Annotated in this window: 14 protein-coding genes; 7 read left to right on the top strand and 7 right to left on the bottom strand. The window is 30.5% G+C overall.

Features of this window, described 5'->3' with window-relative positions; translation table 11 throughout:
* Positions 1–17: 17 nt before the first annotated feature.
* On the top strand, positions 18–740 hold the full coding sequence (locus tag ABNT65_RS05775) for a DUF6503 family protein (protein WP_348747405.1): 723 nt from the start codon (positions 18–20) through the stop codon (positions 738–740).
* Between the two features lie 117 nt (positions 741–857).
* Here the strand turns inward: ABNT65_RS05775 and ABNT65_RS05770 are convergent, their stop codons facing one another.
* Entirely contained in the window at positions 858–3,419 is a 2,562-nt protein-coding gene (locus ABNT65_RS05770; RefSeq protein WP_348747404.1) for an endonuclease, read from the bottom strand.
* Between the two features lie 161 nt (positions 3,420–3,580).
* Here ABNT65_RS05770 and pheT point away from each other — a divergent pair, with 161 nt between their 5' ends.
* The 4 genes from pheT (at position 3,581) to ABNT65_RS05750 (ending at position 9,237) form a co-directional block, all read left to right on the top strand.
* Positions 3,581–6,007, top strand: a complete 2,427-nt coding sequence (gene pheT, locus ABNT65_RS05765; protein ID WP_348706135.1) for a phenylalanine--tRNA ligase subunit beta — start codon at positions 3,581–3,583, stop codon at positions 6,005–6,007.
* A 74-nt stretch (positions 6,008–6,081) separates the two neighbouring features.
* On the top strand, positions 6,082–7,116 hold the full coding sequence (locus ABNT65_RS05760; protein ID WP_348747403.1) for a quinone-dependent dihydroorotate dehydrogenase: 1,035 nt from the start codon (positions 6,082–6,084) through the stop codon (positions 7,114–7,116).
* 21 nt (positions 7,117–7,137) lie between these two features.
* The gene (mqo, locus tag ABNT65_RS05755) at positions 7,138–8,616 is read left to right on the top strand and encodes a malate dehydrogenase (quinone) (protein ID WP_348747402.1); all 1,479 of its coding nucleotides are present in this window, start codon (positions 7,138–7,140) and stop codon (positions 8,614–8,616) included.
* A 6-nt stretch (positions 8,617–8,622) separates the two neighbouring features.
* Positions 8,623–9,237 carry a LysE family translocator gene (locus tag ABNT65_RS05750; RefSeq protein ID WP_348706140.1) on the top strand — a complete coding sequence of 205 codons (615 nt, stop codon included), beginning with the start codon at positions 8,623–8,625 and terminating at the stop codon, positions 9,235–9,237.
* Positions 9,238–9,315: 78 nt separating this feature from the next.
* On the opposite strand, the gene ABNT65_RS05745 is transcribed toward ABNT65_RS05750, so the two are convergent.
* Both ABNT65_RS05745 and ABNT65_RS05740 read right to left on the bottom strand, forming a co-directional pair.
* A complete protein-coding gene (locus tag ABNT65_RS05745; protein WP_348747401.1) occupies positions 9,316–9,699 on the bottom strand; it encodes a hypothetical protein in 384 nt (127 codons plus the stop codon).
* Between the two features lie 80 nt (positions 9,700–9,779).
* Positions 9,780–10,475, bottom strand: coding sequence for a tetratricopeptide repeat protein (locus ABNT65_RS05740; protein WP_348747400.1), 696 nt, complete (start codon positions 10,473–10,475; stop codon positions 9,780–9,782).
* Between the two features lie 247 nt (positions 10,476–10,722).
* On the opposite strand from ABNT65_RS05740, the gene lon reads away from it, so the two are divergent.
* On the top strand, positions 10,723–13,179 hold the full coding sequence (gene lon / locus ABNT65_RS05735; RefSeq protein ID WP_348706146.1) for an endopeptidase La: 2,457 nt from the start codon (positions 10,723–10,725) through the stop codon (positions 13,177–13,179).
* Between the two features lie 216 nt (positions 13,180–13,395).
* Here the strand turns inward: lon and ABNT65_RS05730 are convergent, their stop codons facing one another.
* A complete protein-coding gene (locus ABNT65_RS05730; protein WP_348747399.1) occupies positions 13,396–13,845 on the bottom strand; it encodes a hypothetical protein in 450 nt (149 codons plus the stop codon).
* Between the two features lie 177 nt (positions 13,846–14,022).
* On the opposite strand from ABNT65_RS05730, the gene recR reads away from it, so the two are divergent.
* A complete protein-coding gene (gene recR / locus ABNT65_RS05725) occupies positions 14,023–14,640 on the top strand; it encodes a recombination mediator RecR (RefSeq protein ID WP_348706150.1) in 618 nt (205 codons plus the stop codon).
* Positions 14,641–14,701: 61 nt separating this feature from the next.
* On the opposite strand, the gene ABNT65_RS05720 is transcribed toward recR, so the two are convergent.
* Genes ABNT65_RS05720 through hemH form a run of 3 tightly spaced genes read right to left on the bottom strand, consistent with a single transcriptional unit; the run spans position 14,702 to position 16,768 of the window.
* Complete coding sequence (locus tag ABNT65_RS05720) at positions 14,702–15,100, bottom strand: lipocalin family protein (RefSeq protein ID WP_348747398.1); 399 nt, start codon at positions 15,098–15,100, stop codon at positions 14,702–14,704.
* 52 nt (positions 15,101–15,152) lie between these two features.
* The gene (locus tag ABNT65_RS05715) at positions 15,153–15,749 is read right to left on the bottom strand and encodes a CopD family protein (protein ID WP_348739241.1); all 597 of its coding nucleotides are present in this window, start codon (positions 15,747–15,749) and stop codon (positions 15,153–15,155) included.
* Positions 15,750–15,751: 2 nt separating this feature from the next.
* Positions 15,752–16,768: a ferrochelatase gene (gene hemH / locus ABNT65_RS05710; RefSeq protein ID WP_348747397.1), complete on the bottom strand. Its 1,017-nt coding sequence runs from the start codon at positions 16,766–16,768 to the stop codon at positions 15,752–15,754.
* Positions 16,769–16,770: the final 2 nt, after the last annotated feature.

The raw sequence follows: 16,770 nt of genomic DNA, 5'->3' as shown, positions 1-16,770 counted from the left end.
CAAATAAATAAACCACCATGAGATATTTTATATTCCTATTACTAATAGCTTTTACTGGATGTAAACCAGAATACACCGCACAACAAATAGTAGATTTATCAATAAATAAGTCTGGGTTAGAAAAATTGAATACAGCAGAAATTTCTTTTGATTTTAGAGGGAAAAACTATAAAGCTAATAGAAATAATGGAAGTTATGAGTATACAAAAGTATGGAAACAAGACAGTATAGTAATTAAAGATGTGCTTTCTAATTTGGGTTTTAAAAGGTTTATAAATGACAGTTTAGTTAATTTATCTGATAAGGATGTCAAAAGATATGCTAATTCAGTAAATTCAGTACATTATTTTTCAATTTTACCATTAGGCTTAAATGATAAAGCTGTAAATAAAAAGTTACTACCTTCTATTGTAATTAAAGGAAAAACATATTATAAAGTTCAGGTAACTTTTAATCAAGAAGGAGGAGGAGATGATTTTGATGATGTATTTCTTTATTGGTTTAATACAGAAACGTTCAAGTTAGAATATTTAGCCTACAAATACCATACAAACGGAGGTGGAGTTCGTTTTAGAGATGTTAAAAAAGAACATTTAATAAGCGGAGTACGTTTAGTGGATTACAATAACTATAAACCAAAAGAAAATACGATTAACTTTTTGGATATAGATAAGATTTATGAAGAAGGAAATCTGAAGAAAGTATCAGAAATAGTATTAGAGAATATTAACATTAAATAAATTTAACAAGGAAACTAAAGGAGGCAAATTACTTCTTTGGTATTTATTGTATATAATAAAGTTAAAGAGGCTATCTAAATGCATTAGATAGCCTCTTTATGATGTATTTGGGTTAATTTACTCTTTAATAAGTTTTTTGGTAATAGTTTTATTACCATCGTTTATGTTTATTATGTAAATACCTTTTGCTAAGCTTGAAAGATTAATAGCTCTAGAAGATTTTCCTTTAGAAACAACTTGTCCTATTGAATTATAAATCTCAAAACTAGAAGTTCTACCGTCTATTAACTGTAAAGAAACAAAGTCTTTAGCAGGATTAGGGTAAATGTTAGCATCAAAAGAGGCTGGCTCATTACCTAGTTTTCCATCAATTTTTACAGTTTTAATGTTTTTAGAATCTAACCTATTAGAGGCTCCAATAATGACAGAATAATCTTCAACTTCACCATAGGAAAATGTTTCACAAGGAGCAGGAGTACCGTTCCATTTCATAGAAACTCGCATTCTGGTTTTTCCAGATTTAGCAGTTGATGGTATATTAAAGTTATAAGATAAGTTACCAGCACTAGAGGAAGAACCATTTACCACTAGTTCATTACTATCAAAAGTTCCATTTTGATTGAAGTCTATCCATACTCTCCAATTTTCGGTATAAGAAGAATCAGAGAAACCAGCACTAACTACAATTGTATTACTACCATATGGTAGTGTTCCTGTTAAAGAAGTAAAATCAGCATAACCACCATTACTATTTGTGCTATTTGAAATACCACCAAGTACAATATTATCAATAAACTCAAAGTTAGCATTATTGCCTTTAGAAGAACAATAACTTAGATTGTTCGCTAAAGTGGTAGCAGATTTAACAGTACTAGCAGATGAACTATTACCAGCAGCGTCTTTAGCTTTAATGTAAAAGTTATAATTTGTACTAGCATTTAATCCAGTAACTGAAAAATTAGTAGAAGTAGAGGTAGCTACTTTTACAGAATTCCTATATACATCATATCCAGTAACAGCAATATTATCAGAAGAAGCATTCCAGTTTAATTGCATAGAATTTTGAGTAATGTTAGAAATTGTTAAGTTACTTGGAGTTGTTGGAGCAGAAGTGTCAGGAGTACTACCTCCATCTATAGTGTGGTTTCCCAAACCAGAAAAAGTATCTTTAGATAAAATATTCCATTCAGAAGTAACATAAGTAATGTTAGGTGAATTAACAGTACTTTTTCTTTGTAATGTTTTGTCCTTAGCAAAGGTGTTAGAACTATTAGGGTTTCCAATTAAGTCAATAAGTACATTGTTTTTAAATAAACCAATAGCATCATTCCCATTAAAAGAAAGTACTCCTGAATCAGTTTTTTGTGCTTTGTTCTTTACAGTAGAAGACGCACTTGTATGAGCAATCACGTAAGTTTTTCCATTAGTCAATTGTCCGTTAAGAGCTAAAGTGCTTGACCAGCCTCCACCATTAGTCGCTTTTTTTAGACTGTAGTTAGACAAATTAATAGTATTTCCTGTAAAATTTGCTAATTCAATGGCTTTGTTATTAGATGATCCCTCAATATATTCTGAGATTAATAAATCTGTAGCTGTGCCAGTAGAACCTCCTGAAGAAGTTGTAACACTAACTGTATTACTAGCAGTTGAAATATTGTTGGCAGCATCTTTAGCTTTTATATAAAAAGAATAGTTAGTAGCTGGAGTTAATCCATTAACTTGATAATTAGTGTTTGAAACAGTAGTTATTTTCGTATTATTCCTGTATACATCATATCCAGTTACACTAACATTATCAGAAGAAGCATTCCAGGTTAAGTTCACTGATGTAGCTGTAGTATTTGAAACTGTTAAATTACTTGGTGCAGTTGGTGCTTGTGTATCACCAGATCCGGTACCAAATAAATCTTCAGCCTGAGGACCACCCCAAATTTTTGTAGCAAAAGCAGGATTATCAATAAAAGGATTTCTATTGCCTTGTAAATTTTCTACAATTGGGTTTCTTTGTTTTTCAAGATTAGAAACAGGATCTTGAGCGTTCCACTCTAAAAGCATTGAAACCATGTTGTTATCAGAAGAAGGTGAACTACCTACCGCAACATTCTTAGGTAAACATTGATTACCATAACGCAAGTACATGTATAACATCATTCTAGCAACATCACCTTTCCATTCGTCACCAGGATACCATCCGCCAGAAACACTACCGGCATTTCCAGAACCTTGAGCAAATTTTTGACTACCTCTTTGTGAATTAAAAGAAATATCTGCAGGTCGTAAATGATGTACATCTGCACCAGGACCAGAGGTTCCTAAATTTGGATTTCCTAATGATTTAGGGTAAACATGTTCTCTATTCCATTCAGAGCCTGCGTTTCCACCATTATCATCTTTGCCTCTAGTTCTATCTGTAACGTGGTTTCCGTCTGTATCATTATACCCATAAATAAGTAAAACTTTTGAGTTGTTATTAGGATCTAAATCAGTTTGTTTTAAAGCATTCCATACACCAGGTGTATAGGATAAATTAGTAGTATGCGTACTAATAATTTTAGTAGCTAAAGCGTTTCTTAAAGAGCTTCCTGTAAGATTTATATTTACATCATTATAATAAGTAGGAACTTGTGCAAATACAGTTGCTGATATAAATAAAAGTAAGAAGGGATAAATTTTTTTCATAAATATTTGTTAACTTTTAAAAATTCGCACAAATAAACACTTTTTTATAAATTCTAATGTTACCAAATTGTTAACTATCAGTAAGATATAAACATGTTTAGATACGGTTAAATTTTTGGTTTAATTTGTTTAAATTTGCAGGCTAAATCAGATATTAAAAAATGAAGATATCATACAATTGGTTAAGACAATTTTTACAAATTGATTGGGAAGTAGAAAAAACAGGAGAGTTATTAACTGACCTTGGACTTGAAGTAGAAGGAATTGAAAAGGTGGAAAGTATTAAAGGAAGCCTTAGTGGAGTTGTAGTTGGGGAAGTTTTGACATGTGTAAAGCACCCTAATGCTGATAAGTTAAAAGTAACTACTGTTAATTTAGGAGGTGAGGCTCCAGTTCAAATAGTTTGTGGAGCTCCTAATGTAGATGCTGGTCAAAAAGTTCCTGTGGCTACTATTGGTACTATGTTGTATGATGAAAAAGGTGAAGGCTTTAAGATAAAAAAAGGTAAGATAAGAGGAGAAGAAAGTCATGGAATGATATGTGCTGAGGATGAACTAGGTTTAGGTAAGGGACATGATGGAATTATGATTCTTGATGAGAAGTTAACTCCAGGAACTCCATGTGCTGATGTTTTTAATATTGAAATTGATTACGTTTTTGAAATTGGTTTAACACCTAATAGAGCAGATGCCATGAGTCATTTTGGTGTTGCACGTGATTTAAGAGCAGGATTAATTCAGCAAGGAACAAGTTTAGAGTTAATATCTCCTTCAGTGTCTGATTTTCATGTAGATGAAAGAACTTTTAAAGTAGATATAGAGGTCGATAATAAAGAGTTGGTTCCAAGATATTGTGGGATAACAATTACTGATGTAGAAGTAAAAGACTCACCAGAATGGATTCAGAATAGATTAAAAGCAATTGGATTAACCCCTAAAAATAATATTGTAGACATAACAAACTATGTTTTACATGAGTTAGGTCAGCCATTACATGCTTTTGATGCTTTAAAGATAAAAGGAAATAAAGTAGTTGTAAAAAACTTAGCAGAAGGAACGAAGTTTACAACATTAGATGAAGTAGAAAGAGAATTGTCTGCAGAAGATATAATGATTTGTGATGTAGATGACAATCCTTTATGTATTGGAGGTGTATTTGGTGGTTTGAATTCAGGAGTTACGGAACATACAACAACTATCTTTTTAGAGAGTGCTTATTTTAATCCAGTTTCTATTCGTAAAACAGCTAAACGTCATGGTTTAAATACGGACGCTTCTTTCCGTTTTGAAAGAGGTATTGATATAAACATGACAAAGTATGCTTTAAAAAGAGCAGCGTTATTAATAGAGGAGTATGCAGGAGGAAAAATGTCTTCAGATGTTTTAGATTTTTACCCTGAAAAAGTAGATGATTTCCAAGTATTTTTATCTTTTGAAAATACTTACAGGTTAATAGGTCAAGAAATACCTAAAGAAACGATTAAAAATATTTTAGCTTCTTTAGATATTAAAATAAACAGTGCTACCGAAGCAGGTTTAGGATTAACAATACCTTCGTATAGAGTAGATGTTCAAAGAGAAGCTGATATTATAGAGGAAATTTTACGTGTGTATGGTTACAATAATATTGAGTTTTCACATAAGTTAAATACTTCTATATCTTTTGATAATAATAAAGAAATAAAAGTAGAGAATGTTGTTGCTGAGCAACTAACCGCTTTAGGTTTTAATGAAACCATGGCTAATTCACTAACAAAAGCCGATTATATTGCGTTATCAGAAAATTTAAATCCTGATTATAATGTAGAAATGCTTAATCCGTTAAGTAATGATTTAAAAGTAATGCGTCAGTCATTACTATTTAGTGGTTTAGAAAGTGTAGCCTATAATATTAATAGAAAACAAAATTCACTAAAATTTTATGAGTTTGGTAAAACCTATCACAAATATGAAAGCGGTTACCAAGAAGATAAACATTTAACATTGTTTGTTACTGGAAGTAAAGTAAAAGATAGTTGGAAAGTAGCTGCTGGAACTTCAGATTTCTTTTATTTAAAAGGTGTTATTACTTCTATATTAGAAAGATTAGGTGTTTCGTCTTTAAAGTCTTCTCCAGTAAAAACAGATGTGTTTTCAGAAGGCCTAGTGTTTAGCTTAGGTAAAATAAAACTTGTTGAATTTGGAGTTGTTAAAAGAAGTATTTTAAAAGAATTTTCAATTAAGCAAGAAGTGTTATTTGCTGATTTTAATTGGAAAAATATTTTAGAAGTAGTTGGTAAAAAGAAAATAAAAGTGAGTGATTTGCCAAAGTATCCAGCGGTAAAACGTGATTTAGCACTTTTATTAGATAATAAAACAGAGTTTAAAGAACTGTATAACCTAGCATTTCAATCAGAAAGAAAGCTTTTAAAAGAAGTTGATTTGTTTGATGTTTACGAGGGAGATAAATTACCAGAAGGGAAAAAATCATATGCTGTGAGTTTTGTATTACAAGATGAAAACAAAACATTAGCAGACAAACAAATAGATAAAATAATGCAAAAGCTACAGCAAACTTTTGAAAAGAATTTAGATGCTGTATTAAGATAAGTTAAAAACTCCATTTTTATGGAGTTTTTTTATACCTAATAAATAACACAACTAAAATTATATAAATAACACAAATGTATAAATCAATAATTCGTCCTATATTTTTTCTTTTTGATCCAGAAAAAATTCATTATTTCACATTTTCATTGGTTAAATTTTTATCTAAAATACCTTTGTTTTCTTTTATTTTTAGAAATTTATATCATGTGAATGATAAAAAATTAGAAAGAAATTTATTTGGATTAACTTTTAAAAATCCAGTAGGTTTAGCAGCAGGATTTGACAAAAATGCGGTTTTGTACAATGAATTAGCAGATTTTGGTTTTGGATTTGTAGAAATAGGAACAGTAACCCCAAAAGGTCAAGTTGGTAATCCAAAGCAACGTCTTTTTAGATTAAAAGATGATAAAGGCATAATAAACCGAATGGGATTTAATAATGAAGGTTTAGAAGCAGCAATAACGCAACTAAAAAAGAATAAAGGTAAAATTATAATAGGAGGGAATATTGGTAAAAATACAAACACTTCTCCAGAAGGTTATACCCAAGATTATTTGACCTGTTTTAAAGGGTTACATCCTTATGTAGATTACTTTGTTTTAAATGTAAGTTGCCCAAATGTAAGTAGTCATGCAAAGTTGGAAGATGCAGATTATTTAAAAGAATTAATAACTGAAGTACAAAAGATAAATAACCAAGAACAAAATCCGAAACCAATATTGTTAAAGATAGCTCCAGATTTAAACAATCAGCAATTGGATGAAATTATAGGTTTGGTTGCCGAAACAAAGATTGATGGTGTAATAGCCTCTAATACTTCTGTGAATAGAGAAGGTTTAAAAGCGAGTAAGGATACACTTGAAAATATAGGGAATGGAGGATTAAGTGGTCAGCCAATTAAAGATAGAAGCACTCGCATTATAAAGTATTTAGCGGATAATTCACAAAAAGCTTTTCCAATTATAGGGGTTGGAGGTATTCATTCTGAAAAAGATGCTATTGAAAAAATAGAGGCAGGAGCAGATTTAGTTCAGATATATACTGGTTTCATTTATGAAGGACCAAGTTTAGTAAAGAGAATAAATAAAGCTATATTAGCTAGGCAATAATCGCTTTTAAAAAAGTCTAGTATGAGTAATTTTAAAAAAGAATACGATTTAATTTGTGTTGGAGGAGGTATTATGAGTGCTAATCTGGCTTTATTGGTGAAATTACTCAACCCTAAATTAGATATTTTAATTTTAGAAAAATTAGAATCAGTTGCAAGTGAAAGTTCTAAAGCATGGAACAATGCTGGTACAGGACATTCAGCATTGTGTGAATTAAACTATTGCCCCGAAAATAAAGATGGAGCTATAAATATTGACAAAGCAATTAAAATATGCCAGCAATTTGAAGTATCTAAACAATTTTGGGCTTATTTGGTGAAAAATGGTTTAATAGAAGAGCCAAAAAATTTTGTAATGCCAGTAAAACATCATAGTTGGGTGTTTGGAAAAGAAAATTCTGAGTATCTAGAAAAGAGATATAAAGCTTTTAAAGAGCACTTTATGTTTGATACTATTGAGTTTACTACTGATGTGCAAAAAATGAAGGAATGGTTTCCTTTAATAGCTCAAAATAGAGAAGAAAATGAAGTGATGGCAGCTTCCAGAATCGATAGAGGTACTGAGGTGAATTTTGGAGCTTTAACAGAAAAACTATTTAAGATTTTAGCAGAGGAGTTTGATACGCCTGTTCATTGTAATTATGAGGTCTTGGATGTAGATCCAGATCCAGAGTTAGATTGGACTGTTGAATTTAAAAATAAAAAAACAGGAAAAAAGGAAAATGTAGAAGCGAAGCATGTGTTTATAGGTGCAGGTGGAGGGAGTTTACTTTTGTTACAAAAGGTAGAAATAGAAGAAAAAGAAGGTTATGGAGGTTTCCCTGTAAGTGGTGAATGGCTAGTATGTACTAATAAAGAAATTATTTCAAAACATAATGCCAAAGTATATAGTAAAGCTGGAATAGGTGATCCTCCAATGTCAACACCACATTTAGATACTCGTTATATTGATGGAGAACAACAATTAATGTTTGGTCCTTTTGCAGGTTTTAGCCCTAAGTTTTTAAAAGAAGGTTCTAATTTAGATTTATTAAAATCAATTAACTTTGATAATATTCCTTCAATGTTAGGTGCTTTTTGGCATAATTTACCCTTAACCCAATATTTGATAGAACAAGTGCTAATGGGGAAAGAAGAAAGAATGAATTCGTTACGAAAGTTTATGAAAAACGCTAAAGATGAAGATTGGAAAGTGGTGAAAGCTGGACAAAGAGTTCAAATTATTAAAAATAATGAATTTGAAGGAGGAAAACTACAGTTTGGAACAGAGGTTATTAGTAGTAAAGATGGAAGTATTACTTGTTTATTAGGCGCTTCACCAGGTGCGTCAACAGCTACTTCTATAATGTTGTCAGTTATAGAAAAAGCTTTTCCAGAACTCATAGAGGCTAAAGGAGGGAAAGAAAAATTAAAGGAAATGGTTCCTTTTTATAATATAACTCTAACGGAAAAACTATTTAAAGATAAATTAAAAGAGGTAAAAACTATATTAAAATTATAAAACTAAATGATAGAAACTCTAGCTTCCTTTGTATTAGCCACATTAACATTGTCAATTTCACCAGGACCAGATAATATTTTTGTACTTACTCAAAGCATAGTAAATGGTAAAAAATATGGGTTAGCAACTGTTGCCGGTTTAATGACAGGGTGTATTATTCATACAACTCTAGTCGCTTTTGGAGTTTCTGAAATAATTAATAGAAATGAAAATTTATTTTTTACTATCAAGTTATTAGGGGCTGCATATTTATTGTATTTGGCATATAAAGTATATCAAAGTAATCCAGAAATTGCTTTTTCTACTGAAGATATAGAACAAAAAACTCCTATACAGTTATTTAAAACTGGTTTTTGGATGAATGTACTAAACCCTAAGGTAACAATATTTTTTCTAGCTTTTTTCCCTCAATTTCTATTTTCAAAAACGATAAACACTATTATACAATTTTATGTTTTAGGAGGCTTGTTTATAGTTGTATCTTTTATAGTCTTTTCTTCTATTGCTATTTTAGCAGGAAGTATTTCTACATATCTAAAGCAGAATAAAAAAATAGGGATTTACCTTAAATGGGCGCAAATAATAGTCTTTATTGGTATTGCAGCTTTAATATTAATGTAGTAGTTTTTTTCTTTAAATAGGAAAACTTTTACAAGTATAAAAGGTAAAATGCTTGGTAGGTTTATTTACTTATTTCTTTTAAGCTTTTTCTTTTTGTTTTCTAAGTTTCTTTTTTCTAGCTTCCTCTAACTTCTTTTTTCTTAACGCTTTTTTCTCTTTAATTAACTTTTTCTTTAAAGCTATTCTTTTTCTTTTTTGTTCAGTTCTCTCTTTTCTAATTTTCATTAGCTCTTCATTCCTCTTCTTTTTTGCAGCTATTTTATCACTAACAATTTTTCTTCTTATACTTTTATAGTCTTTTTTTCTATGCTCTCTTTCAGGTTGAAGAGTAGTAGGTTTTTCTTTTTTTAGAACTTTTCTAATAGATATGGAATCTACTTCATTTTGTGCAATACATTTGATAGAGTTTATAAAAGTAAAACTAATTATAAAGACTATCACCTTTAAAAAATTATTACTCATACTTCTTTTGATTTTTGTGATAGAGTAATATACTGTTTTTTTAGATTAAAGTCAATTTTATAGTGGGTTTATTGTTTGTTTTACAGTTGTTTATGTTCTTTTTTTATTTTAGTGAGTTTGTTAAACTTTCTTTTTGAACTTCTATTTTCTGGATTAATGGATAGTGCCTTTTTGAAACATTCAATAGCTTTTGTAGTGTCTTTTACGGCTAAATAGCTATCACCTAAGCTATCATAAGTATTGGAGCTTTTTGGATATAAAACAGTATTTATTTTAAAAATTTCAATAGCTTTATTATAGTTTTTATTCTTGATACATTTATATCCTAAGCTGTTAAGATTTCTTTCTTCAATTATAGGACTTAAGCTATCATTTTTTTTAATTTTGAGATACCCGTTTAATGCCAATTCGTAGTTACCCTCTGAAAGATGTTCGCTAGGGGTTTTTTCTCCTTTCATTAATTTGTTAAAAATATATTCCTTACCCTCATGTTCCTTTTTGTTAGCCAGAATAATTTTATGTTCTTTAGTAAGAAAAATTAATTTTTCATTTATAGCCTTAACATAAAAAGTACTATCGTTAACTTTTAAAGGCTTGGTATCTTGACCTCTCCATTTTAAATGAAGTACTTTTTCTTCAAAATAGACTTCAATAATTTCATCAGCATTGAAATAATATCTTCCAGATGCATCATTTATAAACTCTGTAGAGTTTTGCTTAGAATTACAAGCGTATAATAAATAGAAAAGAAAAAAGAGTAAAGATTGCGCTTTCATAAGTTTTGGTTAAATATCTTTATAGAACTTGATACAGGTTATTTTTTTAGACGATTGATGGTAAAAAATGTTACAACTGTAAATGAATAACATTACCTTGCTTGGCATAAGAATTGAACTATGAGTTGTAAGAAAACAAGTAACCTAGTAATAACTATTTGTTTTGTAGTTGGTTATGTGTTTTTGAGGTGTTTTAAGTCAATAAAGATACAATGTAAAATGCCAATATGACAGATTATATAAGATTATGAGTAAATCAAAAATAATACATTTAGACAGTTTGTCGCTTCAAGATGTCTTTAATGAAAATTCAGAGTTAATTCCTTTATTAACACCTGAAGATGAAGAAAATATGAATAAAGAAGAGATTCCTAGTGAATTACCCATTTTGCCGTTAAGAAATACAGTGTTATTTCCAGGTGTGGTAATTCCAATTACTGCAGGGAGAGATAAATCTATCCAATTAATAAAGGATGCTAATAAAGGAGATAAGGTAGTAGGTGTAGTTGCACAAAAAAATGCTGAAGTAGAAGATCCTACTATAGATGATATTCATACTACAGGAGTTGTAGCGCAAATTTTGCGTGTATTAAAAATGCCTGATGGAAATACAACAGTAATAATTCAAGGTAAGAAACGATTTGAAATAGATGAAGTAACTCAAGAAATTCCTTACTTAAAGGCAAAAGTTTCTGAGGCAAAGGATGAAAGAGATATAGATGATCAGAAGGAATTTGATGCTATAATAGATTCTATAAAAGATTTGGCCTTGGAGGTTATTAAAGAAAATCCAATGCTGCCATCTGAGGCTTCGTTTGCTATCAAAAACATTCAATCAAATTCATTTTTGGTGAACTTTATTTCATCTAATATGGAGTTAAGTGTTTCACAAAAGCAAGTTTTACTAGAGAAAGATAGTTTAAAGGAGCGTGCGCTTTTAACTTTAAAAAATTTAGATAAAGAGCTTCAAAAATTACAATTAAGAAATGATATTCAATCTAAAACACGTTCAGATTTAGATAAACAACAGAGAGAGTATTATTTACATCAACAATTAAAAACCATTCAAGATGAACTTGGAGGAGTTTCCCATGACCAAGAGTTAGAGGAAATGCGATCTAAGTCAAAAAATAAAAAATGGAATAAAGAAGTAGCTGAAACTTTTGAAAAAGAGTTGAGTAGATTGAAGAGAATGAATCCACAAATGGCTGAATATGGAGTGCAGCGTAACTATTTAGAGTTAATGTTGGAGTTGCCATGGGGAGAGTATTCTGAAGATAAATTCGATTTAAAAAAGGCACAAAAAATATTAGATAGAGACCATTTTGGGTTAGAAAAGGTTAAGGAACGTATTATAGAGCACTTAGCTGTATTGAAGCTTCGAGGCGACATGAAGTCACCTATTATATGTTTATATGGACCACCAGGAGTTGGTAAAACATCTTTAGGGAAATCTATAGCAGAAGCTTTAGGTCGTAAGTATGTTCGTATGTCTTTAGGAGGTTTAAGAGATGAAGCAGAAATAAGAGGGCATAGAAAAACGTATATTGGAGCAATGCCTGGGCGTTTGATTCAAAATATTAAAAAATCAGGTACTTCTAATCCTGTGTTTGTATTAGATGAGATAGATAAATTAGGACAAAGCCATCAGGGTGATCCTTCTTCAGCAATGTTAGAAGTGTTAGACCCAGAACAAAATACGGAGTTTTATGATAATTACTTAGAGGTAGGTTATGATTTATCTAAAGTATTATTTATAGCAACTGCAAATAACTTACAACAAATTCCTTGGGCGCTTAGAGATCGTATGGAAATCATTAATGTGACTGGTTATACGATTGAAGAGAAGATAGAAATAGCTAAAAAATATTTGTTGCCAAAACAATTAAAAGAACATGGTTTAAATGAAGAACATTTAAAGTTAGGGAAGGCACAAATTGAAAAAATAGTAGAGGGGTATACGAGAGAATCTGGTGTTAGAGGTTTAGAAAAACAGGTAGCAAAAGTAGTACGCTATGCAGCTAAATCAATAGCTATGGAAGAAGCGTATAATATAGCTCTAACTGAAGATGATATTGAAACTATATTAGGACCTGCTCGCCTAGAACGAGATAAGTATGAAAATAATGATACTGCTGGTGTTGTTACAGGTTTGGCATGGACAAGTGTTGGAGGAGATATTTTGTTTATAGAATCTATTTTATCTAAAGGAAAAGGAGTACTTTCTATAACAGGTAATTTAGGAACTGTAATGAAAGAGTCTTCTACAATTGCTATGAAGTATATTAAAGCAAATGCAGAAGAGTTTGGGATAAAACCTGAAGTTTTGGATAAGCACGATGTTCATATTCATGTACCTGAAGGAGCTACGCCAAAAGATGGTCCAAGTGCAGGAATCACTATGTTAACGTCATTAGTGTCATTGTTTACGCAACGTAAGGTGAAAAATAAAATAGCAATGACAGGTGAAATTACATTAAGAGGTAAGGTGCTACCAGTTGGAGGAATAAAAGAAAAAATATTGGCAGCTAAAAGAGCCAATATTAAGGAAATAATTTTATGTGAAGATAATAGAAAAGATATTGAAGAAATTAAACAAAGTTATTTAAAAGGCTTAAAATTTCATTTTGTAACTGAAATGAGTGAGGTTGTTGAAATAGCCCTTACTAAGCAAAAAGTTAAGAATGCTAGAAAGTTAGTTTAAGGTCTAGTTAAAGATAAACTAATATACATAACAAAAAAGTCTCATTTAATGAGACTTTTTTATTGTGAAATATTATTGCTAATTAATCAAAAGCCTGACAGTCATAATTGGCATAAGTATAATAATTATTGCTAGGAGTATATCTAGCCACAGCACTAGCATAATACTCTACTCCATAAATAGGAGGGGCTTCTGGAGTGCAAGGTTCACTTTTATCTATACTTCCTGATACATTCCTCTGTTTTTGTAGATGTTAGCATTAACTCCAGCAAATACAGGCGGGGTTTGCCAAGATTTCCTTTTACTAGCATAAATTGATTGATTAGAAGTACCAGTTTTAACTTGAGTAAAGTACTGGGTTCCATCAAAAACTTGTGCAACACAGATAATTTCATCTGAAGCTTTTAGCATGCTTTTATTTGTGTTTTTAGGTAAGTTAGCTACTATATGATTGCTTAGGAAATTCATTTTCTCTTTAAGTGTTAGTGAATGAGTAAAAAGGTTAGCTTCTCGTAGTAATGAATTCAGTTCCGAATCATTTGTAATAATTACTTCTTCTGATTGAGTAATTAAAGTTGGGTTTTTAAAAACCTGTTCATTTTTAGAACAATAAGTTAGAAGAAAAATACAACTAAGTAGTGTTAAAAAAAGTTTGATTTTTTTCATAATAGTTTGGTTTAATATTAGTGATCAATGTAATTGAATGTTAAAAAAGAGGTAATAAGTAGATGTTAATTTACTATTATGGAAGCTTTAATAATAATCTCTTTAAAATAAAAAATACTAATAGATTATTATTTTTAAAAGGCTTAAACCGCTTAACAATTTGTAATTTTGCGATCTATGGATTTTTCTTCAAAATTATTAGAGAATGCGGTTAATGAGGTGAGTAGACTGCCTGGTATTGGTAAACGAACTGCATTAAGGTTAGTATTACATTTATTAAAACAGCCTAATGAGCATACAAAATATTTAACAGAAGCACTTTCAACATTAAGAAATGAAGTAAAGTCATGTAGAAAATGCCATAATATTTCTGATACTTTATTGTGTGATATATGTGCAAACCCCAATAGAAATGAAGAAATAGTTTGTGTAGTGGAAGATATTAGAGATGTAATGGCAATAGAAAATACGGCACAATACAAAGGATTGTACCATGTCTTGGGAGGTAAAATATCACCAATTGAAGGGATAGGGCCACAAAACTTACAAATTGAATCTTTAGTGGATAAAGTAAAAAATGGAGAAATAAAAGAATTGATATTTGCTTTGAGCTCAACTATGGAGGGAGATACAACCAACTTTTATATTTATAAACAAGTTGAACAGTATAATGTTAAAACATCTACAATTGCAAGAGGTATTTCTGTAGGAGATGAACTTCAATTTGCAGATGAAGTTACATTAGGCAGAAGTATAATAAACAGAATCCCTTTTATTCAAAGTATTAAAGGGTAAAATAAAAACACTAAATTTTAATAAAAAATAGTGCTTTTAATATCTATAGTTGGTTAGAAAACTATTTCTTTATCCAGGTAAAACGTCCAATGATCATTGTTTCATTATTGTTTTCAAATTTAATAGGGATGTCACCTCCAGAAGTGAAACCATGACGTTTAAAATAATAGGTTCCGTTATTATTGTTTTTCCATTCTCCTTTTTGAAAATTTTTAGTAGATTCTGTACAGTTGCTATTAGTTACAGTAAACTGGTTATAAGTATATGTATTGTCATTTTTAATAGTGTAGGTACTTTTCTTTTCACAATCATTAACTTCAAAGCCGTTATTTTTTTGAAGTGTCCATATACCAACAATGGAATCAGAGTTTTCAGTTTGTTTTTGGGGTTGAGTGTTTTCGTCTTTAGAGCACGAAGTGATAATGGATACTGAGATTAATAAAAAAAATAGTTTTTTCATGAGATTTCGGGGTTAAAATAAATTGTATTTACTAAACTAGTCTCACTAACTATTATTGTTTGTTAGTTGATTTTTTGTCTTCGTCTAACAATTGTTTCTCGTATTTGTCCCAACTTTTTTGTGCACGTATTTTTTTATAAAGTTTTACACTAAACATTAGTAAAAGCGAAACTAGTACAATGCCTATTACGCCCCAAATCCAATTAATAGCATTTTGCAATACCACTAAAAATACAACAGCAAAGAGTATAATAGTAGCTACCTCATTCCATATTCTAAGTTTTAAAGCAGAATATTTAATAATATTATTTTGCAATTGTTTAAATATTTTATGACAAGCGGCGTGATAGAAATACAAAGCTAGAACAAAAGATAGCTTTACGTGCATCCACGGCATTTCTAAATAAATAGGGTTTTTGTAAAGCATCCAAAAAGCAAAGAAACTAGCAAGTATAGCCGAAGGCCAAGTGATAATGTACCATAAACGTTTTTCCATTAACTTGTACTGTGTTTGTAGTATTTCTTTAGCAGGTTCTTCTTTTTTTTCAGCTTCTACATGATAGATAAATAATCTAACAATATAAAATAAACCCGCAAACCAAGTAACTACAAATATAATATGTAGGGCTTTTATGTATAAGAAATCCATGGTTAATTGTTAAATTCATGAATCCAACCACTCAAAACATTGACCCATTCTTCATTGTCATTAATACAAGGAACCGTATAGAAAGCTTCTCCACCAGCTTCTATAAATTCATGTTTGCCTTCCATGGCAATCTCTTCTAAAGTTTCTAAACAGTCAGAAACAAAAGCAGGAGTAACGATTGCCAGTTTTTTGATGCCTTCCTTTTCAGCTTTATTAACTATAGTTCTATCGGTGTAAGGTTGTAACCAAGGATCAACACCTAAACGAGACTGAAAAGAAGTCGATACTTTAGTTTCGTCCAAGCCTAATTCTTTAACCACATTTTTTGTAGTTTGATAACACTGGTGTCTATAGCAGAACTCATGAGCTTTTGAAGGCGTATTACAGCAACTTCCGTCAATTTTACAATGTGATTTGGTAATGTCAGACTTTCTAATATGACGTTCAGGAACACCATGATAGGAGAATAATAAGTGATCATAATCTTTATCACTTAAATAATCCTTTATACTATTTGATAGGGCTTTTATGTATTCTGGTTTGTTGTAAAAAGCAGGTATATCCGTAATTTTCATATCAGGGAAATGTTTTTTACGTAACTCTTCCGCTAAAACTAAAATGGTTTCTGTAGTAGCCATAGCAAACTGAGGGTATAGAGGAACAAGTAAAACATCTTTTACACCTTTAGCGTATAATTCTTGTAAACCAGATTTTATAGAAGGTTTTCCATAACGCATAGCTAAAGCCACTGGTAAATCAGTTTTAGCTTGTACTTTATTCTGCAAGCGTTCAGATAAAACAATTAAAGGAGATCCTTCTTTCCACCATATTTTTTGATAAGCCTCAGCAGATTTTTTAGGACGCGTATTGAGTATAATACCTTTTACAATAAAGGTACGTAGCCATAATGGAACATCAATCACACGTTCATCCATTAAGAATTCTCCTAAATATTTTTTTACATCTTTTGGGTCAGTGCTATCTGGAGACCCAAGGTTTACTAACAAAACTCCTTTCATCT

Origin of the sequence: Tenacibaculum sp. 190524A02b (assembly GCF_964036645.1) — a bacterium.
Taxonomy (GTDB): domain Bacteria; phylum Bacteroidota; class Bacteroidia; order Flavobacteriales; family Flavobacteriaceae; genus Polaribacter; species Polaribacter vairaonense.
This window is presented reverse-complemented; position numbering and strand designations above follow the sequence as displayed.